The sequence below is a fragment of the Daejeonella sp. genome, assembly GCF_044232565.1.
In the GTDB taxonomy this organism is placed as follows: Bacteria; Bacteroidota; Bacteroidia; order Sphingobacteriales; family Sphingobacteriaceae; genus Daejeonella.
Genome location: NZ_JBIILQ010000003.1, coordinates 1 through 19,840, shown reverse-complemented (window position 1 = coordinate 19,840; position 19,840 = coordinate 1). Strand labels below are relative to the sequence as shown.

18 protein-coding genes are annotated in these 19,840 nt (G+C 34.1%); 7 read left to right on the top strand and 11 right to left on the bottom strand.

Annotation, left to right across the window (positions count from 1 at the left end; genetic code table 11):
- Window positions 1-42 precede the first annotated feature (42 nt).
- Complete coding sequence (locus ACILQF_RS00495; protein WP_395625451.1) at window positions 43-909, top strand: N-acetylmuramoyl-L-alanine amidase; 867 nt, start codon at window positions 43-45, stop codon at window positions 907-909.
- A 74-nt stretch (window positions 910-983) separates the two neighbouring features.
- Complete coding sequence (locus ACILQF_RS00490; protein ID WP_395625450.1) at window positions 984-1,928, top strand: MlaD family protein; 945 nt, start codon at window positions 984-986, stop codon at window positions 1,926-1,928.
- A 13-nt stretch (window positions 1,929-1,941) separates the two neighbouring features.
- Here the strand turns inward: ACILQF_RS00490 and ACILQF_RS00485 are convergent, their stop codons facing one another.
- The 4 genes from ACILQF_RS00485 to ACILQF_RS00470 all read right to left on the bottom strand — a co-directional run bounded on the left by ACILQF_RS00485 (window position 1,942) and on the right by ACILQF_RS00470 (window position 5,240).
- The gene (locus ACILQF_RS00485; RefSeq protein ID WP_395625449.1) at window positions 1,942-2,853 is read right to left on the bottom strand and encodes a ribonuclease Z; all 912 of its coding nucleotides are present in this window, start codon (window positions 2,851-2,853) and stop codon (window positions 1,942-1,944) included.
- The gene (locus ACILQF_RS00480) at window positions 2,854-3,231 is read right to left on the bottom strand and encodes an STAS domain-containing protein (RefSeq protein WP_395625448.1); all 378 of its coding nucleotides are present in this window, start codon (window positions 3,229-3,231) and stop codon (window positions 2,854-2,856) included.
- A gap of 43 nt (window positions 3,232-3,274) precedes the next feature.
- Complete coding sequence (locus tag ACILQF_RS00475) at window positions 3,275-4,222, bottom strand: phosphoribosylaminoimidazolesuccinocarboxamide synthase (RefSeq protein WP_395625447.1); 948 nt, start codon at window positions 4,220-4,222, stop codon at window positions 3,275-3,277.
- A gap of 61 nt (window positions 4,223-4,283) precedes the next feature.
- The gene (locus ACILQF_RS00470; protein ID WP_395625446.1) at window positions 4,284-5,240 is read right to left on the bottom strand and encodes a PhoH family protein; all 957 of its coding nucleotides are present in this window, start codon (window positions 5,238-5,240) and stop codon (window positions 4,284-4,286) included.
- 101 nt (window positions 5,241-5,341) lie between these two features.
- On the opposite strand from ACILQF_RS00470, the gene ACILQF_RS00465 reads away from it, so the two are divergent.
- The 4 genes from ACILQF_RS00465 to ACILQF_RS00450 all read left to right on the top strand — a co-directional run bounded on the left by ACILQF_RS00465 (window position 5,342) and on the right by ACILQF_RS00450 (window position 9,922).
- Window positions 5,342-6,118, top strand: coding sequence for an S-adenosyl-l-methionine hydroxide adenosyltransferase family protein (locus ACILQF_RS00465; protein ID WP_395625445.1), 777 nt, complete (start codon window positions 5,342-5,344; stop codon window positions 6,116-6,118).
- Window positions 6,118-6,396 carry a putative quinol monooxygenase gene (locus ACILQF_RS00460; RefSeq protein WP_395625444.1) on the top strand — a complete coding sequence of 93 codons (279 nt, stop codon included), beginning with the start codon at window positions 6,118-6,120 and terminating at the stop codon, window positions 6,394-6,396. The genes ACILQF_RS00465 and ACILQF_RS00460 overlap by 1 nt, the downstream gene beginning before the upstream one ends.
- A 227-nt stretch (window positions 6,397-6,623) precedes the next feature.
- A complete protein-coding gene (locus ACILQF_RS00455; RefSeq protein WP_395625443.1) occupies window positions 6,624-8,489 on the top strand; it encodes an ABC transporter ATP-binding protein in 1,866 nt (621 codons plus the stop codon).
- Window positions 8,490-8,530: 41 nt separating this feature from the next.
- Complete coding sequence (locus ACILQF_RS00450; protein ID WP_395625442.1) at window positions 8,531-9,922, top strand: MBL fold metallo-hydrolase; 1,392 nt, start codon at window positions 8,531-8,533, stop codon at window positions 9,920-9,922.
- A 6-nt stretch (window positions 9,923-9,928) separates the two neighbouring features.
- On the opposite strand, the gene ACILQF_RS00445 is transcribed toward ACILQF_RS00450, so the two are convergent.
- From ACILQF_RS00445 to rpsO, 7 genes are all read right to left on the bottom strand, one after another.
- The gene (locus ACILQF_RS00445; protein ID WP_395625441.1) at window positions 9,929-11,164 is read right to left on the bottom strand and encodes a DUF1015 domain-containing protein; all 1,236 of its coding nucleotides are present in this window, start codon (window positions 11,162-11,164) and stop codon (window positions 9,929-9,931) included.
- Between the two features lie 45 nt (window positions 11,165-11,209).
- Window positions 11,210-12,169 carry a D-2-hydroxyacid dehydrogenase gene (locus ACILQF_RS00440; protein ID WP_395625440.1) on the bottom strand — a complete coding sequence of 320 codons (960 nt, stop codon included), beginning with the start codon at window positions 12,167-12,169 and terminating at the stop codon, window positions 11,210-11,212.
- A gap of 90 nt (window positions 12,170-12,259) precedes the next feature.
- Complete coding sequence (serC, locus tag ACILQF_RS00435) at window positions 12,260-13,327, bottom strand: 3-phosphoserine/phosphohydroxythreonine transaminase (protein WP_395625439.1); 1,068 nt, start codon at window positions 13,325-13,327, stop codon at window positions 12,260-12,262.
- 86 nt (window positions 13,328-13,413) lie between these two features.
- On the bottom strand, window positions 13,414-15,909 hold the full coding sequence (locus ACILQF_RS00430) for a carboxypeptidase-like regulatory domain-containing protein (RefSeq protein ID WP_395625438.1): 2,496 nt from the start codon (window positions 15,907-15,909) through the stop codon (window positions 13,414-13,416).
- A gap of 28 nt (window positions 15,910-15,937) precedes the next feature.
- The gene (gene rpe, locus ACILQF_RS00425) at window positions 15,938-16,591 is read right to left on the bottom strand and encodes a ribulose-phosphate 3-epimerase (protein WP_395625437.1); all 654 of its coding nucleotides are present in this window, start codon (window positions 16,589-16,591) and stop codon (window positions 15,938-15,940) included.
- Window positions 16,592-16,726: 135 nt separating this feature from the next.
- Window positions 16,727-18,874, bottom strand: a complete 2,148-nt coding sequence (gene pnp / locus ACILQF_RS00420; RefSeq protein WP_395625436.1) for a polyribonucleotide nucleotidyltransferase — start codon at window positions 18,872-18,874, stop codon at window positions 16,727-16,729.
- Between the two features lie 122 nt (window positions 18,875-18,996).
- Window positions 18,997-19,275 carry a 30S ribosomal protein S15 gene (gene rpsO, locus ACILQF_RS00415; RefSeq protein WP_395625435.1) on the bottom strand — a complete coding sequence of 93 codons (279 nt, stop codon included), beginning with the start codon at window positions 19,273-19,275 and terminating at the stop codon, window positions 18,997-18,999.
- A 360-nt stretch (window positions 19,276-19,635) separates the two neighbouring features.
- Here rpsO and ACILQF_RS00410 point away from each other — a divergent pair.
- The coding region (locus ACILQF_RS00410) for a hypothetical protein (protein WP_395625434.1) at window positions 19,636-19,840 on the top strand (205 nt) is incomplete at its 3' end.

Sequence of the window (19,840 nt, the reverse complement as noted above, 5' to 3'; positions counted from 1 at the left end):
ACTATTTTTGCAATAATTGTTTATAATATGCCCTCAAAATTAATGAAAAATATACCATTGATTAGATACAAATACGTAATTGTAGCAGTCTTGTTTTTTACTGCTCAATTTTCATATGCTAAAAGTATAGATCTTACACCCTACAAAATTAAGACAATTGTAGTTGATGCCGGCCATGGAGGCACTGATGGTTCCACCAGAGGGGTTTTTTCAAAAGAAAAAGATGTTGCATTGCAAATTGCTTTACGTTTAGGAAAAGCTATTGAAGAAAATTTAAAAGATGTAAAGGTAGTATATACGAGAACAACAGATGTTTTTATTCCACTTTATGAGCGTATTGGAATGGCGAATCGTGTAAAAGCGGATATTTTTATCTCCATACACTGCAATTCGATGCCAATTAAAAAAATTATAAATGGCTATCGAAAAGATAGTAAAGGTAGAAAAGTTCCAATTTATAAAACTGTTCAGAGTACTTCAACTAGAGGCACGGAGACTTTCGTATCAGGTTTCGGAAGGTTAGATGAGCAGGATGTAGTGATGCGAGAAAATGAATCTATACTTTTAGAGAAAGACTATAAAGAGAATTATGAGGGTTATGATCCGAAAGACCCAGAGAGTATTATTCTTTTATCATTAATGAAAAATGCATTTAGAGAACAAAGTATTAAACTGGCATCTTTTATGCAGGATGAGTATAGTCAAAGTGGAAGAATTGATCGTGGAGTGAAGGAACAGAGTTTAGCGGTTTTGGCTAAAGCTGGTATGCCAGCTGTTCTAACAGAAATTGGATTTGTATCTAATCCAGAAGAAGAGGAATATATGAACTCTGAAGCTGGTCAGAATGAAATTGTAACTAATTTATTAAAAGCGATTCAAACCTATAAAAAACAAGCTGAAATTGAATAAACTCGTTAAATTTGTTTGTTATTGATGAATAGCAACTATTAATCAGTTTTAAAAATACGAATAAGAAGATATTGATGAAAATTTCGAATGAAACAAAAGTTGGTGTTCTAGCCTCACTTGCTATTGCAACGCTTATAATTGGTTATAGTTTTTTAAAGGGCAATGATTTATTTTCAAATGAAAATGAATTTTATGCAAAGTATGATCGCGTTGATGGTTTAGCTACATCAAAACCTGTATTAATTAATGGTTATCAAATTGGCAGGGTTTCTAATTTAACCTTATTGCCTTCAGGAAAAATATTAGTTCAATTCAAAATAAATCCCAATTACTCCATTCCTAAAAACACAATTGCACGTATAGAAAGTACTGATTTACTTGGTAGCAAGGCTGTTGTTTTTGAATTAGGTGATGGTAATAATTTTGCTGAAAGTGGAGACACTCTAAACTCGCATGTTCAAACGGATCTTATGGATCAGGTTGAACCTGTTCAAAAAAAGGCAGAACAGATTATAGCTAGAATGGATTCGGTGTTAACATCAGTAAATAATACATTAAATCCTGAATTTCAGAGAAATTTCGATCGTAGTTTTGTCAGCATTGCGCGAACCCTTGAAACATTAGAAAAAACCACTAAAACAGTGGATGGTCTTGTGAGTGACCAGAGTTCTAAAATTTCGAATATCATGACTAATTTTGAGTCAATAACTACCAATTTCAAGAATAATAATACTAAAATTAATGCCATCATGAATAATCTGGATAAGGTTTCTGATGATTTAGCTAAATCTAATTTTACACAAACAATTGCTGAAGCTAATCAGGCGGTGCTTGATCTTCAAGTAATTTTAAATAAGGTTAACTCTGGTAATGGTACACTTAGCCAATTAATTAATGACGAGAAGATGTACATTAATTTAAATAATGCTGCAGAGAATTTGGATAAACTAATGATTGATTTAAAAGCTAATCCTAAGAGGTATGTTTCCTTTTCTGTTTTTGGAGGAAAAAAGAATTAAAATTTAGATTAGTCTAGATTTCGAAGATTTTTCCTTCAATAGCTAATTCAGTATTTAAAAAAACACTCTTAGCTTCATTTAAAAGCGGATCTAAATCCCGGTATCGAGCTGAAAAATGACCAATGAGTAGTTTTTTAGCATTTGCTTTTAATGCAACCTCAGCCGCTTGTAATGCTGTTGTATGGAAAGTCTCCTCTGCCCTAGCTAATAAATCATTCATAAACGTAGCTTCATGATATAATAAATCTACATTCATGATGCTATTTATATATTTCCAGCTACATACAGTATCAGAGCAATAGGCGAATGATTTTGGAGCATCAGCCTCAGTAGTTAATTCTTCAGCTAGATGAATCTTGCCTTTTTTATCTGTAAAACTCTGTCCCTTTTTTATTAAAGGAATCATATCAATCGGAATTGATAGCTCTTCAATTTTAGACTTAATAATTTTTCTCAAACGTTGCTTTTCTGTAAACTTGAACCCCGTGCAAGGAATACGATGATCGAGGGGGAATGATTCTACACTCACATCCCAATTCTCAAAAAGCAATTCAGGAATTAAAGGATTTGTGGCTTTGAAATTAATAGGGTATTTGAGTATTGTTTGAGAAAGTTTAAAATTAAGGTTAATAATTTCAAATAAATCCGCCGGACCGAATATATCCATTGCTTTGGTTCTTCCATTTAAATGTAAGGAAGAAAGTAAACCTACAAGTCCGAGGTAATGATCTCCATGAAGATGACTAATAAAAATTTGATCAATCCTATTTGCTTTAAGTCCAAAATGCAATAATTGATTTTGAGTGGCCTCACCACAGTCAATTAGGATAAACTTCTCATTCACATTTAGAAGCTGGGCAGAAGGATTTCTATTAAATATGGGAGTTGAAGAACTGCTACCTAAAATAGTAAGTTCAAACTTCATTTATTTCAATTCTCTTTTTAATTCCTTTTCAATTTCTTCCATGAAGATTAAATCGATTGCTTCATCTACAGTACCTACAACGGTAAGAATATTGTCTAATTGGGAAATCGATATCAGTCTGGCGATATTCTCATTGATTTTTGTCAGTATAAATGAACCGTCTGATTTTTTACAAATACGATGGCCCACCAATAAACTACTTAAACCTGATGAGTCTGAATATTTCACGTTAGAAAGATCAAGAATGATATTTCTTTGACCTTCTGAGTTAAAAAGTATAAGTTCAGATTTCAACTTTGGTGAAATTAAGCTATTTAGCTTATTTTCATTAAGTTTTATAAGAACATATTTTTCATGCTTATCGACAGTAAACTTCATATTCTTTAAAGGTAATTAAACAATTCTTAATTAATCAAATTAATTAGGAAAGTCTGTTCAAGGCTTCAATTATATTATTTTCAACTCTATCAAGAGTATCTAAATGATCATTTTTTACAAATTTATCTCCTGTAATATGTTCATATAACTCAATGTAACGTTCTGATATTGAATTTACAAATTCAGGAGACATTTCTGGAATTAGTTGATCTTCTCTACCTTGAAATCCATTGTCAATTAACCATTTACGGACAAACTCTTTCGATAATTGTCTTTGTGCTTCATTTTTAGATTGACGCTCTTCATAACCTTCCTTATAAAAATAGCGTGAGGAGTCGGGAGTATGAATTTCATCGATTAAATGAATTTTACCATCGGCCATTCCAAATTCATATTTAGTATCAACTAGAATTAAACCAAGATCGGCAACCATTTCTGTTCCACGTTGAAATAATGCCCTTGTGTACTTTTCAAGTAAAATATAATCTTGCTCATCAACAATATTCTTACTAATTATTTCTTCCCTAGAGATATCCTCGTCGTGTCCGACGGAAGCTTTTGTGGTCGGGGTAATGATAGGAACTGGTAATTTATCATTTTCCTTCAATCCATCAGGGAGTGTAACTCCACAAACTTTGCGTTTACCGATTTGATATTCGCGCCAAGCATGTCCAGCTAGATAGCCTCTAATAACCATTTCGACTTTAAAAGGCTCACAAATTTTTCCAATAGTAACATTTGGATCTGGTACATCAATTACCCAATTTGGAACTATATCGAGCGTTGATTGTAGGAATTTTGCAGCTATTTGATTTAAAACCTGACCCTTGAATGGAATAGGTTCAGGTAAAACAACATCAAAAGCCGAAATTCTGTCTGTAACTACCATCACAAGGAATTTATTTCCAATGGTATAAACATCCCGAACTTTTCCTTTATAAAATTGTGTTTGTCCCGGTAAATTGAAGTGTGTTTCTTTTATTGCGCTCATTTATATAGCCATTAGAATAAGTTTGTAAAAATCCGAAAAATAAAATAAAGCCCGAAATTAATTATTGAATATCCCCATAAGCTTTGAGGATGTTTTTAACTAATTTATGTCTAACAACATCATCACCAGTCAAATAAATGATATCAATTCCTTTTATGTCACCCAAGATTCGAAGAGCATTGTTTAATCCAGATTGCTGTTTTCTTGGTAAATCTATCTGAGTAACATCTCCAGTTACAATGAATTTGGCTGTTGGTCCCATTCTAGTCAGGAACATTTTTAACTGAAGATCGGTTGCATTTTGAGCTTCATCAAGAATAACAAAACAATTATCAAGCGTCCTTCCCCGCATAAATGCCAATGGTGCAATTTCGATGGTTCTATTTTCTAAAAAAAGCTTCAGTTTCTCAGCGGGAATCATATCGTCTAAAGCATCATATAATGGGCGGAGATATGGATCGATTTTTTCCTTTAAATCGCCAGGTAAAAAACCCAGGTTCTCCCCTGCTTCAACAGCAGGTCTGGTTAATATAATACGTTTAATCTCTTTGTTCTTTAATGCTCTAACAGCCAAAGCTACGGCTGTATAGGTTTTTCCAGTTCCTGCTGGTCCGACAGCGAAAATAATATCGTTTTTAGTGATACTATCTACCATTTTGCGCTGGTTTGAAGTTCTTGCCTTAATTACCAATCCATTGGGACCAAATACAATAGGCTCAGCCCCACCTCTATTTGTGAGGTTCTCTATCTCTGAATTTAGGACAATATTATTTCCAAGAATTTGTTCTAGATCATTTGTATTTAAAGATTGATACTGATCAATATGTTTAATAATTTCTTCAAATTTCAATTTAAAAATATTGATTTCAGCCTCATCTCCTAATGCTTTTACATCATGTCCACGTGCAACAAGTTTTATTTTCGGGAAATTTCTTTTAATAATTTCAAAATACTCATTGTTAGAACCCCAAATAAGTACTGGGTTTAAATTTTCGACTGTGATAATAAGTTCGTTCAAGTTTTGTTTATTTTTATTGGGGAGGTGTTTTATTAGAATTAATTTGAATAGTTTTACAAATCTTATTTAAAGCAAGAATAACAATAAATATTCACATTTAAATGGCAATAATCACTTTAACGACCGATCTCGGACATAAAGATTTTTATCAAGCGGCACTCAAGGGAAGTATATTAAGCCAGCTTGCTACAGCCAATATTGTGGATATAAGCCATGAAGTTTCAGCATTTAATATCCCCCAGGCTGCTTTTATCTTAAAAAATGCTTTTTATTACTTTCCAATTGGTACTGTTCACCTAATAGGAATCGACTCTGTATTTAATGAGAAAACGCGCTATTTGGCAATAAATTATCGAGGGCATTATTTTGTAGGCTCTGACAATGGAATCTTTTCACTTCTTTTTGAGGATGAACCAACAGAAATTGTGGAGTTAAATATTATGCAAGATCTAAAATATTTGCACTTTCCACTATCAGATATTTTCCCAAAAGCTGTTAGTCATTTAGCAAGAGGTGGTAAACTTTCAGAAATCGGTTTATCTGTTTTGGGCATTGAAGAAAAGATGACTATTCAACCGGTAATTGAACCTGATATAATCCGCGGCAGTGTTATTTATATAGATTCATTTCAAAATATAATTACTAACATTACTAAGGAACTGTTTACTGTTGTACAACAGAATCGTGACTTCACTCTTTATTTTAAGCGAAATGAATCTATTTCTCAGTTAAGTTGGCATTATAATGAAGTGCCCGAGGGAGAAAAACTATGCTTATTTGGTATTAGTAATCACCTGGAAATTGCTATAAACAAGGGTAATGCTAGTGGGCTTCTCGGACTTCATTTGGGAGATATTGTTAGAATAGAATTTAAATAATGATTACCAGAATTGTGAAAATGACTTTCAAGTTGGAGTGTATTGAGGAATTTAAAGAAATATTTCATGAATCTCAAAACTTAATTAAGGCCTTTGATGGTTGCAATCATTTAGAGTTGATGAAAGATATTGATCATGAAAATACATTTTTCACCATTAGTTATTGGGAAAGTCAAGAATACCTTGAATTGTATCGAAATTCTTACCTATTCAAAAATACCTGGTCAAAAGTTAAACCTCTATTCGCAGAAAAAGCCTTAGCTTGGAGTTTATCTTAAAATCCTTAATGCTTTTTTCGAATTAATTATCAGACAATGAGTAAGTTATCGGTTTAAGCAGAGATGCTATGGCATATAACATCATTCTAAAGTGTTTTTTTTCTATTGACTATTAACCTTAAAAAGTAAAAAAACATCAAAAGCTGATATCAAAGGGCCAAAAAATATCTAAATATAGCTATTTTTGCACCAGTCAAAATTTTGACAAAAAATCTTTAAAATAAACCATGGCACGTGCTCGATTAAATAGTGGTAACGCTCAAGCGGAAGAACTTCCTAAAGCAAAAATAAATAAGGAAAGTTTAAAGCAAGTAATGAGGTTATTGCTTTACCTTAAACCTTATAGAACCAAGTTTTTTTTAGGACTTGCGTGTCTTATATTATCAAGTGCTAGTTCATTTCTATTCCCCTTATTAATGGGACGCTTAATTGGTTCTGGAGCCCAAGCTTCTCAAGGTGGTAAAATGGTGCCCAATGAAATATTAGATGTATTTCCAACTGAAATCAACACAGTAGCCTTAACATTGCTTGCCGTATTATTTGTTCAAGCTATATTCTCATTTTATCGTATCAATTGGTTTGTTGAAGTAGCAGAAAAGGGACTTGCAGATATTAGGAGAGATACCTATCATAAATTGATTACACTGCCAATGAACTTTTTTTCACAGCGACGTGTTGGCGAACTAAACAGTAGATTATCAGCTGATTTATCTCAAATTCAGGATGCAATAACTACAACGCTTGCTGAAATGATCAGGCAAGTAATCATCTTTACTGGTGGTATCATTTTTCTTGTTTTAGTTTCAGGTAAACTAACCTTGATGCTTCTTGCTGTTTTGCCAATTTTAGTGGCTGTAGCAGTAATTTTCGGTCGCTTTATACGTAAAATAAGCAGACAAGCACAAGATAAACTTGCCGAATCTAATACCATAGTAGAAGAAACACTTCAGGGAATTTCAAATGTGAAAGCTTTTGTTAATGAAGCCTTTGAAGTAGGAAGATACAATAAAAGCATACGTGAAGTAGTTAAAATTGCTATGCGTGGTGCCAAATTTAGAGGAGTATTTGCTTCTTTTATAGTTTTTTGTTTGTTTGGAACCATTGTCTCCGTGGTTTGGTATGGATCTCATTTAGTTCAAATTGGTGAGATTAGCATCGCAAGTATGTTCACTTTTATTTTGCTATCTACCTTTGTTGGCGCAGCAATGGGGAGTTTTCCGGAGCTCTATGCCACTATGCAAAAAGCTTTTGGCGCAAGTGAAAGGGTATTGGAGATTTTGGCTGAAGTGAATGAACCCATCTCAATGGAGGATAAAAACAATGTCGTGGTTCAACAAATAAATGGTAATCTCGAATTTAATAATGTAGTTTTTGCTTACCCCTCTAGAAAGGAAATTACCGTTTTAAACGGGGTATCATTTGATGCTAAAAAAGGCGAAAAAGTTGCCATTATTGGTCCGAGTGGAGCTGGAAAATCGACTATTGCCGGACTTATTTTACGTTTTTATGAAGCGCAAAGCGGACAATTATTATTTGATGGAAAGCCATCAACTGATTTTTCGCTCACTGATATTAGGAATCAGGTTGCCATAGTGCCACAAGATGTATTGCTATTTGGTGGTACAATTCGTGAAAACATAGCCTATGGAAGATTAAAAGCTAGTGAGGAAGATATTTTAATTGCTGCTAAGCGAGCAAATGCGCATGAATTTATTAAGGGTTTCCCCGAGGGATACGACACTTTAGTAGGCGAACGTGGTGTGAAGCTTTCTGGAGGTCAAAGGCAACGAATAGCTATTGCTAGGGCGCTTCTAAAAGATCCTGTGCTATTAATATTAGATGAGGCCACTTCATCACTTGATTCTGAGTCAGAACGTTTAGTTCAAGAGGCACTAGAAGAATTAATGAAAAATCGAACTTCAATCATTATTGCACATAGATTATCTACCATTCGTGAAGCAGATAAAATCATCGTTCTCGAAAAAGGTCAAGTTGTTGAGAGTGGAAATCATTCTGAATTAATGAAGAACAAAACTGGTTTATATCGTTATTTAAGTCAGCTGCAATTAGAAAATCAGGACGATAAGGAGTAATTAGCCTAATCATATTTATTCATTGTTTACATTAATTTTCTATGAATTTAACTATTTGGGGTGCTGCTAGGCAAGTAACAGGCAGTATGCATTTATTAGAAATTGAAAACTATAGCATCCTGATTGATTGTGGTTTAGATTATGAAAAAGATACTTGGATTGAGGAGAATGAACAATTTCCTTTTCAACCTAGTGAGATTGATCTAGTTGTTTTAACGCATGCCCATATTGACCATTCGGGTAATTTACCAACATTGGTTAGATTTGGTTTCGAGGGACAAATTTTATGCACCTCTCCTACGGCTGATCTTACAGAATTGCTTCTTTTGGATTCTGTAAATATATTTCTTAATAAACAACGTAAATCCCGCAAAGGTAAAAGAGGTTTTTCTTCAGGTCCCAAACCGCTATATCTACAAAAACACGTAATGGAGACTGTAGATCGTTTTGTGACGATTGCTTTTAATAAACAATTTCGTATCAACGGACAAATAAGTCTGACGTTTGTTCCTGTAGGTCATCTTTTAGGCGCTGCAGCGGCAGTTTTTACCATTGAAGAGCATGGTGTTAAAAAATCAATTGCCTTTAGTGGTGATATTGGAAGGAAGAATTATCCTGTACTACAAGATCCAGAACCAATACCTGAAGTAGATTTCCTTGTTTGCGAATCTACTTATGGTGGGCGTATGCATAAAGCGACGCAAAGTGTGGAAGAACTATTGACTGAAACAATAAATGAAACCTGCGTTAAATCGCCTGGCCGATTAATTATACCTGCATTTAGTGTAGGAAGAACTCAAGCACTAGTTTATTCACTAAATAGAATCTTCAAAAAAGGACTACTACCTAAAATTAAAGTATTTGTGGATAGTCCGATGGCTACCTACGCTACAGATATTTTTAGAAAACATCATCATTTGGTAAGTGAAGAAGCGCAAGAATTTTATCGGAGCTCTGGTGATGAATTTGAGTTTGATAATTTGGATTATATCCAAGATATGAATGCTAGTAAGGCCATTTCCAATTATTATGAACCTTGTATCATTATTTCATCCGCAGGCATGCTTGAAGGGGGACGGATTCAAGATCATTTATATTATAATATCTCAAATTACTATTGTACCATATTATTTATAGGATATTGTTCAAAGGGAACATTGGGACATCGATTGCTTCGAGGAGATCCCATAATTAATTTAAGGCATCGAGAACTGTCAGTATTCGCTACAATCAAACAAACGGATCTTTTTAGTGGTCATGGTGATCATCATGATTTAGTCAATTTTGTAAAACAACAAGACTCTAATAAAATAAAAAAGGTGTTTTTGGTGCATGGAGAATTAAGTTCCATGGAGAGTTTGAGTCAGGATTTAACTAATGAAGGTTATCCAGTGGAAATAGCAAAAAGAGGGTTAAAATATCAGCTCGATTGAATTTAATTAATTTATTTGATGAATCAATAGGCCCACATCAAATTTAGGTTCAAACCAAGTAGATTTAGGTGGCATAACTTCCCCTGCATCAGCTACTTCCATTAATTGCTCAATACCTGTAGGATACAAAACAAAAGCGACAGCATATTCTCCATTATCAACTTCCGCAATAAGCTCTTTAATTGGTAGTAATCCACCCCTGTAGCTAATTCTGCTGTCTGTTCTAGGATTTACAATCTGAAAAATTGGAGACAAAATATAATCCTGTAAAATGGATACATCAAGTTTAGCAAGAGGATTATTTGTATGAATTATTTCACTTTTTGCGCTTAATTTATACCATCTCCCAGCTAAATACATCCCAAAAACATGAACATCATAAGGTTCTAGTATATTCAAAGATTCAGTAACCTTAAAATTTTGAGAAATTAATTCAATTACTTTTTCAACCGATAAACCATTCAAATCTTTTATTAATCTATTAAACCCATAAATTCTTAACTGATCAGTACTCATGTAAATTGAAGTAAAAAAATTATATTCTTCATCACCTTGATGTTTCAGATTAAGCTTTCGTCTTTGAATACCTAATAAGGAAGTAGCTGCTGCGCGATGGTGACCATCAGCTATATATGTTGATGGTAATTTAGAGAATTCATTAACTAAGATTTCCAAGGTTTTTTCAGTATCAATTTTCCATAAATGATGTTCAGTTTCATCTTTTTTAAAGGAAATATCAGCTTTATTAAGCGTATTTTCTCGTATGATTTTATCAATAGCTGATACCGGTTTATAAGTAATCAAAACAGGATTTGCATCAATACCTGTCTGCTGGATATAATCAATTAAAGATTGCTCGCGCGCGGAATTAGTTAATTCATGCTTCTTAACTACATTGTTTAAATAGTCATCGATTGAAGTTACGGTCCAAATCCCAGTCTGGGTGAGACCCGCGCGACGCACCTGATATATATAAATGGAAGGTTTACTATCCTGAACAAAAATCCCTTTATCTAGAAATTCCTCAAAATTTTCATTTATTTTTTTAAACGCAAGCTCATTTTTTGAACCCATTAAAAAAAGATTATCCAATTTAGGAACAAGCATATTCACGTAGGAATATGGATTTTCCTGTCGGATGAGTTTAGCTTCAGAAATACTTAAATTCTCAAGATTCACAACAACCTGCCCAGCATTTGATTGCTTGGGATGAATTCCTTTAAATGGTTTAATTTTAGGCATTTTTTACAATAACATGCGATAATTAAACCATTAAATATGGTCTAATTAGGCTTTAATGGTTTTAAAAAAATCAATAATTAAATTAGCCAATTCTGTACCAATTCTTTCTTGAGCTTCATTAGTAGATGCACCAATATGAGGTGTTAAACTAACATTTGGGTGCGAAAGTAGATCTTGACGAGGATTTGGTTCATTCTCAAAAACATCAAGACCTGCGAAGCCTAATTTTCCAGAATTTAAAGCATCCAATAAAGCATCTTCATCAATTGTACCACCACGAGAACAATTAACTACTCCTACACCATCTTTCATCATCGCGAACTCAGCTTTTCCTAAAACAGGTTTTTCGGCGAAAGGAACATGGAGACTTATAAAATCAGATTCTTTTATTAATTGTTCTACACTAACAGCCTTAATCGGACAATTTACACGAATGTTCCCTCCAAGCACTAATTCCAGTTCATTTGGTATATCAAAAAGATCATAAGCCAAAACATCCATCCCTAAACCTAAAGCTACCTTTGCAGTTTCACGACCAATCCGCCCGAAACCAATAATACCCATTTTCTTGCCACGAAGTTCAATACCTTTAGCATAAGCTTTCTTAAGGTCATTAAATTTAGTATTTCCTTCTAAGGGCATCTTACGGTTAGCGTCTTGTAAAAAACGAATACCAGTAAAAAGATGAGCAAAAACTAATTCAGCAACAGAAAGTGAAGATGCTGCAGGGGTATTTACAACTGCAAGGCCTTGTTCTCGGGCATAATCCACATCAATATTGTCCATTCCTACACCACCACGACCAATTAATTTAATATTCGGGCAAGCGTCAATTAGTTCTTTTCTAACTTTTGTTGCACTACGCACTGTAATCGCGTCATAGTTTTTTAAACCTTCAGAAAGTTCTCCTTGAGGGATATGATTGGTGTCAACCTGAAAACCTGCTTTCTCTAATAAATCTTTACCGATTGGATCAATGCCATCATTGGCGAGTATACGAAACATAAATTATTGAATTTATTTGATGCTATAATTATTAATATTTATTAAACAGAAATGAATTATACTGCCCATCAGCATAAGCTCAGTCAATTTTTATCGATGCTTTTCTGCAAATTCTTGCATTGCGTCAATAAGTGCATGAACACTTGTTATTGGTAATGCATTGTACATGGATGCACGGAAACCACCCACACTTCTATGTCCCTTGATACCAATGATATTACGATCTTCAACAAACTTTAAAAATGATTTTTCAAGCTCAGGATTCTCCATTACAAAACAAACATTCATTCTAGAGCGGTCTTCTACATTACAAGTGCCCTTGAATAGTGGGTTACGGTCAATTTCCGTGTAAAGTGCGTAAGATTTAGCTAAATTCTCTTTCTCAATTTCAGCAACTCCACCCTTTGATTTCAACCAACGGAGGTTTAACATAGACACATAAATTGAGAATACTGGTGGAGTATTATACATCGATCCGCCTTCAATCTGAACCTTATAGTCTAGCATTGATGGTATTTTACGATCTATCTTTCCTAGAATCTCATCCTTTACTATGACAAGTGTTAATCCGGCAGGGCCCATATTTTTTTGTGCGCCAGCATATATTAAATCAAATTGAGAAACATCAATTACCCTGCTAAAAATGTCAGAGGACATATCACAAACAACTGGAACTGAAGTTTCAGGAACCGTCATTAATTCAGTTCCATAAATTGTGTTATTTGAGGTATAATGGAAATATGCAGAATCTGCAGGTATTTGAAAATCCTTAGGAATATATGTGAAATTATCTTCCTTTGATGAAGCAACCACATTAACATTTCCAAAGAGCTTAGCCTCTTTTAATGCTTTTGTAGCCCAAACACCTGTGTTTAAGTAAGCGGCCGACTGATCTTCAGCAAGTAAATTCATCGGGACCATAGAAAATTGTAAGCTTGCCCCTCCTTGTAGTAAGACTACGGAATAACCTTCAGGAACATTTAAAAGTTCTTTAACTAAACGAACGGTCTCATCCACTACAGCCTCAAACTCCGGGGTACGATGTGATATCTCTAGTATAGATAAACCGGTACCATTAAATTCAAGAACCGCTTGTGAGGCTTGTTTAAAAACTTCCTGGGGTAAAATGCAGGGACCAGCACCAAAATTATGTGTCATAATGTTTTATTTATGCTACAAAAATAAGAGAATATTTGAACACCTGTTAGGTTTTTAACCCTTATTAATGTTAAATGACAAATGTTTTATTTAGTTTTCAGTTTAGCTATTAATCTGAGGTTTAACATCCTTGCACTTAAATAGTTAGGAACGGCATATTGATTGCCCTTTTTATCATTTAACCATAGATATGAAATTGTATTCTTAAAATTTAAAAGATTAAAAAGTTCAGCGTGAAGGCTTAATGATTGAAAATACTTTTTAACAAAAGGAGCCCTCTTTCTGCTTTCTAGATCGGCAAAATCTTTAGAAAACCCTATATCCACTCTTTTATAGGCGGGTATTTTAAAACGATCAGTGTGCCTTTGTGGTCCTGGCGGACCAACAGGTAAAGCAGATGAGTAAATTAAGTTTAAGTGTACTTTATAAGTTGGATTTTGAATCAGTCGATCTTGAAACATCATACCAATGTTAAATAGTTGATCTGTTGGTCTTCTGAGATATCCTGGATTAATGCTGATAGCATTTCCTAACTTATCTTGTGAAAAATAACTATCATCAACTATATCCTCTTCTGTTTTCATGATGGAGATTCTAAAAGTCGACTCCAAGTCTTTGGCAAATTTACCACTTAAGGCAAAATCTGCACCAGCAGCATATCCTTTTGCAGTTTTATCTGATAAATACCTAATCTTTAAGTCTTCAATTTTATAAGGTGTTATCTTAGCTAGAATTTTGTAATAAAGCTCGGAACTAAACTTTAAACGGGTACCTAAACCATCAAATGTATAGTCTGCTCCAGAAATAAAATGAAATGATTTTTGTGCTCTAGCATTCAAATTAAGAAGGCCATTATAATTTTTAATATCACGATAATATGGAGCTTGATTGTAATTTCCTACTGAAAACCTTAATAATACTTGATCATTCTGTCCGGCGCTATACATAAATGATAAACGCGGACTTATTAAATTCTCATTTGAAAAATTATTATAATTAAATCTCATACCAGCCGCAATAGTTAATTTAGAACCGATATTAAAGGTGTTTTGAATAAAACCACTAAGTCGCTGAATATTTACTTTATTTGTTTGATCTATCAAATCCGAGAATGCCCATTTCCCTGTCTCAGGATAAGAATACCCACTTGTATCGGTGGCATTAAATTCATTCAACTGATCTTCAATAATATCAGTTTGAAAACGTAAACCCATCTCTAGGAATGAAGTCTTTATCTGTTTATAAATTTTCAGCTCACTATTGTAAATTAAAGATTTTAATTCATTTTGGAAAAATGTTTGATTTGAACCAGCTCCTAGTAAACCGGTAGTATTTGATGAATTTAATCCTCCACTCCCCCTTTCAATAAAAGAGTACCACCCTAAAAGATTGGTGTCTTCATTTTCATTGATGGATGCAATTGAACTAATCCATTTCACATTTAACGTACTATTCGGATTATATGAAAATGTTAAAGCACCATTAGTAGCGTCATATTGACTTTTTTCACTGCCTGAATAATTCACAAATAGTCGTAAAACATCATCAGAAGTACCAAATTCAGTAATTCTATTTTTTGGTATAACTTCCAGTTTACCTTGGTTATATAATCCAAAAAGAGAAAAATTTAATTTTGGTGTAATATTATGTTTTAAAAGAAATTGATAATCAGAAAATCGTGAAGAATACTCACCATCTATATTTTGTCTTTCCAGTAAACTCTGATTATTCTTTGTTCTTAGGCCAGCTAGAAGAAAGCCGTTTTTAAGAGGTAATTTTAGTGTTGCCGAACTTAATAGCAAACCAGCTTGTGCTTCAATGGTTAAGCTGTCAGGCTTATTATATCTTACGTCTAAGATAGAGGACAATTTATCACCGTATCGAGCTTCAAATCCACCAGCTGAAAAATAAACATTCGAACTTAGACTTGGATTTATAAAACCGAGACCCTCTTGTTGTCCGGATCTAATCAATAGCGGTCTATAGATTTCTACATTATTTAAGTAGACTAAGTTTTCGTCAAAATTACCGCCCCGGACAGAATATTGTGAGCTTAGTTCATTATTTCCAGCAACTCCCGGCAAATTTTTTATAAAGCTTTCAAAACTTCCTGAATTTTGGGGAAATGCAGAAAATTTGGCAAAATCAATATTATTTAAATTGTAAGCTTTGAATTTCTCAGTTATATAAACTTCATCAAGAGACTGTATTTCAGGTATTAATACAATATTTAATATGTTTTCTCCAACTGTTTCTAGACCTAATTCTAGACTAAAACTTTTATAACCTAATCTGCTAAATATTAAAGTTGATTTTGCGGGAACTTTAATTAATGAGAACTCACCTTCTTTATTAGTCTGACCAATAATTGATTGGTTTTTAACTTGAATGGTCACACCACTTAATAATTCACTCTTATCTGAGCTAACAACTCCTTTAATTAGAGCGTAATCTTGAGCTAAAGCACTATTTGAAGTTAAAAGGAAAAGGGTAGCTAATAAAATATAAAATGAATAGAGTGAATGATTCCACTGAATAAGTTGGAAATGAAATTTTAATAAATAGTGACTTAAAGTCTTCAAATTAGTGAAATATCACGGATATTAAAATTTAGCTCATTCTTTTAAGTGATGCAATTTCCTGTATAGGATCTGCAGCAGAAAAAACAGCATTGCCAGCAACAAGAACATCTGCTCCAGCTTCAATTAATTTAAGTGCATTTTGATGAGATACACCACCATCTATCTCAATTAATAAATTATCGTTTCTTCCTGAAGACATTGTTCTAAGATCCTTAATCTTTTTGTAAGTCCCTTCAATGTATTTTTGTCCGCCGAAACCAGGGTTAACAGACATTAAACAAACCATATCAATATCTTCGATTATGTTCTCCAATAAACTTACTGAAGTATGTGGATTTACAGCAACACCAGCCTTACATCCTAAATCCCTAATTGCGCTTAATGTACGATGAAGATGTGTGCATGCTTCGATGTGTACGGTAATATTTTCGGCTCCAGCGGACTTAAATTCATGTAAATATCGATCAGGATCTACAATCATTAGGTGCACATCCAATGGTTTTTTGGCATGCTTGTAAATTGCTTTTAATACTGGAAAGCCAAATGAAATATTAGGTACAAATACCCCATCCATGATATCAATGTGAAACCAATCCGCTTCACTACGATTAATCATTTCTATATCTCTCTGTAGGTTGGCAAAATCTGCGGATAAAATGGAGGGCGCAATAAGATGTTTCATACGGTAAAATTACAATTTAGATTGAAATATCTAGTTTTTATGAAAATCATTTTTAATCATTCAGTATAAATATAGCCTAAAAAAGAAAACCTGCCCGATTTTGTCGGACAGGTTTTCTTAATGTGAGCAAAATAATTATTCTGCTGCTGTAGCAGTATCTTCTGGTCGTGGAGGACGAGGAAGTAAAGCTTTACGTGAAAGCTTTAATTTACCTTGCTTATCTACTTCAAGAAGTTTAACCTTAACGATGTCTCCAACATTTAAAACACCATCCATCGACTCATAACGTTGCCAGTCAATTTCTGAAATATGAAGTAATCCATCTTTACCAGGCATAATTTCCACAAAAGCACCAAATGGCATAATTGTTTTAACTTTTCCCTCGTAAACTTCACCAACTTCTGGTTTTGAAGCTATTCCTTTAATACGAGCCACGGCTTTGTCAATTGCCTCTTTATTATCAGCGAAAATTTGTACAATACCTAAATTGTCTTTTTCTTCGATGGCAATGGTTGCACCTGTTTCACGCTGCATTTCTTGAATAATCTTACCACCTGGGCCTATAACAGCACCGATAAATTCTTTATCAATTTTTAGCGTAACAATTCTTGGAGCATGTGGTTTATAATCTTCGCGTGGTTCAGCAATGGTTTTCTTCATCTCGTTCAAGATATGAAGGCGAGCTTCGTTAGCCTGCTTCAATGCTGCGGTTAACACTTCCCATTTCAAACCGTTGATCTTCAAGTCCATCTGACAGGCAACAATACCTTTTTCAGTTCCGGTTACTTTAAAGTCCATATCTCCTAAATGATCTTCATCACCAAGAATATCACTCAAGATTGCATATTTACCAGTCTTTTCATCAGATATCAATCCCATAGCAATTCCTGAAACAGGAGCCTTTAGTTTGATACCAGCATCCATTAGTGCAAGCGTACCCGCACAAACAGTAGCCATTGAAGAAGAACCATTTGACTCCAAAATATCAGAAACCACACGAATTGTGTAAGGATTTTCATCCCCAGGTAAAACCTTTCTCAATGAACGCATAGCTAAATTACCATGACCAATTTCACGGCGACCAGTACCACGATTCGGGCGGGCCTCTCCTGTTGAGAATGGTGGGAAATTATAGTGAAGTAAGAATTTCTGGTAACCATTAAAGAAAGCACCGTCAATTAACTGCTCATCAGATTTAGCACCTAGCGTAACAGTTGTTAAAGATTGAGTTTCTCCACGTGTAAAAATAGCTGAACCGTGTGCAGTTGGCAGGTAACCTATTTCAGACCATATCGGGCGAACTGTACGGGAATCACGACCATCAAGACGAATGCCTTCATCAAGAACTAGATTACGGATTGCATCGTACTGAACATCATGGAAATATTTCTTGGACAAAGAGATTGTTGTATCATCAACACCTTCTCCTAATTCAGCGATAAATTCCGAAATTACTTCAGCAAATTTATCACTACGGTCATGCTTTGCAGATTTTGATTTTGCAATAGCATATACTTTATCATAAGTAGCAGCAAAAACCTTAGCTTTTAAATCAGTATCATGAATTTCATGACTGTAAGTACGCTTTTCAGTTTTACCTACTAAAATAGCAAGTTCTTTTTGTGCTTGAACCTGAATAACGATTGCTTTATGTGCAAACTCAATTGCTTCAACCATTTCTTCTTCAGAAATCTCATCGCCTTCACCTTCAACCATTACGATATCATTCTCTGTGCCGGCAACTAGTAAATCCATAGTTGCTCTAGCAAGATCACTCAAGTAAGGGTTGATCACTAATTTACCATCAATTTTAGCTACACGAACTTCAGAAATAGGACCGTTAAATGGAATATCTGAAACTGCGATAGCTGCTGATGCTGCTAAACCTGCAAGACAATCAGGCATAATGTTTTTGTCGGCTGATATTAAAGATATCATAACCTGTACATCTGAATGATAATCTTCAGGGAACATCGGGCGTAATGCACGGTCAACTAAACGCGATATTAATACCTCGTAATCCGATAACCTTGCTTCACGACGAAGAAATCCACCTGGGATACGTCCTGTAGCGGCATATTTTTCTTGATAATCAACTGATAATGGTAAAAAATCAGTCCCGGGTTTTGCACCGATACTTGAAACCACAGTGGCTAAAAGCATCGTATCACCCATTTTAACTACAACCGAACCATCAGCCTGCTTGGCTAATTTACCAGTTTCGATTTCGATCATGCGACCATCGCCTAGATCAAATGTTTTTTTAATTGCGTTATAACTCATTTGTTTTAATTGCGACGTACTTTTCCTCTTTAGAGTACATCTTCTTTTATGTTGGTTTTATTTTTTTTAAAGTAAAAAGCCATCCCACATATTGAGGATGGCTTCGCAAAATTTTGCTAAGATTATTTTATAATATCTCTTAACTCTAATGCTTTGATAATGGCACGATACCTGTTGATATCTTTCTTGAAAAGATATGCTAACAAGGCACGGCGTTTACCTACAAGTTTCTGAAGAGATAATTGCGTAGAAAAATCCTTCTTGTTTTTTTTCAAATGCCCAGTTAAATGAGCAATACGAGAGGTGAATAATGCTACCTGTCCTTCTGCAGAACCGGTGTCTGTTGCACCTTTTCCGTGCTTGGCAAAAATATTTGCCTTGTACTCTGTACTTAAATACATTACGTAAATTATATTAAAGCTGTTAATAATTAAACAATTATTGCAAATATAGCTGTTTGTTAGGTAATTACAAAGTATATAGTGTTTTTTAGATATTTGGGGCTGAGATTTAAAATACAAGCTATACAAATATGATAATATGACATTGACTATATTAAAATTTAAAAAAATAATTTTCTTTTTGCAATATTTATTTTTAAATTAGAAAATAAATATATTAATGATAATGAAATACCCCCCCCATTTGTAAAAAAGATTAATCAAAGATTAATCCTGGCTGGAATCTTTTCTGTTTTTCTGTTTCTTCACAGCTGCCAAAAAGATAAACCAGAAAACAGCGTTCAAAGCCAATCATCATTTATGCAAGAAGCTCGAAGTTTTTTTGAAGATGAGATATTGAGTACTATGCCAAGTCAGCTTGGTCCAGAGGGTAATAAAACACCTCTTTGGGAACAAGCTAAGATGGTTAAAATAAACCTTGGCGATGCCGTAGTTGTACCCATTGACTATGAAAGGCCACAAGGTATAAAAGCTGAGGGCGAGAAAAATTTTCGTGATCTCCAAA

Coding starts and splice junctions, on each gene's coding strand:
- ACILQF_RS00495 (WP_395625451.1), top strand. CDS start 43: ATGAAAAATATACCATTGATTAGATACAAATACGTAATTGTAGCAGTC.
- ACILQF_RS00490 (WP_395625450.1), top strand. CDS start 984: ATGAAAATTTCGAATGAAACAAAAGTTGGTGTTCTAGCCTCACTTGCT.
- ACILQF_RS00485 (WP_395625449.1), bottom strand. CDS start 2,853: ATGAAGTTTGAACTTACTATTTTAGGTAGCAGTTCTTCAACTCCCATA.
- ACILQF_RS00480 (WP_395625448.1), bottom strand. CDS start 3,231: ATGAAGTTTACTGTCGATAAGCATGAAAAATATGTTCTTATAAAACTT.
- ACILQF_RS00475 (WP_395625447.1), bottom strand. CDS start 4,222: ATGAGCGCAATAAAAGAAACACACTTCAATTTACCGGGACAAACACAA.
- ACILQF_RS00465 (WP_395625445.1), top strand. CDS start 5,342: ATGGCAATAATCACTTTAACGACCGATCTCGGACATAAAGATTTTTAT.
- ACILQF_RS00460 (WP_395625444.1), top strand. CDS start 6,118: ATGATTACCAGAATTGTGAAAATGACTTTCAAGTTGGAGTGTATTGAG.
- ACILQF_RS00455 (WP_395625443.1), top strand. CDS start 6,624: ATGGCACGTGCTCGATTAAATAGTGGTAACGCTCAAGCGGAAGAACTT.
- ACILQF_RS00450 (WP_395625442.1), top strand. CDS start 8,531: ATGAATTTAACTATTTGGGGTGCTGCTAGGCAAGTAACAGGCAGTATG.
- ACILQF_RS00445 (WP_395625441.1), bottom strand. CDS start 11,164: ATGCCTAAAATTAAACCATTTAAAGGAATTCATCCCAAGCAATCAAAT.
- ACILQF_RS00440 (WP_395625440.1), bottom strand. CDS start 12,169: ATGTTTCGTATACTCGCCAATGATGGCATTGATCCAATCGGTAAAGAT.
- serC (WP_395625439.1), bottom strand. CDS start 13,327: ATGACACATAATTTTGGTGCTGGTCCCTGCATTTTACCCCAGGAAGTT.
- rpe (WP_395625437.1), bottom strand. CDS start 16,591: ATGAAACATCTTATTGCGCCCTCCATTTTATCCGCAGATTTTGCCAAC.
- pnp (WP_395625436.1), bottom strand. CDS start 18,874: ATGAGTTATAACGCAATTAAAAAAACATTTGATCTAGGCGATGGTCGC.
- rpsO (WP_395625435.1), bottom strand. CDS start 19,275: ATGTATTTAAGTACAGAGTACAAGGCAAATATTTTTGCCAAGCACGGA.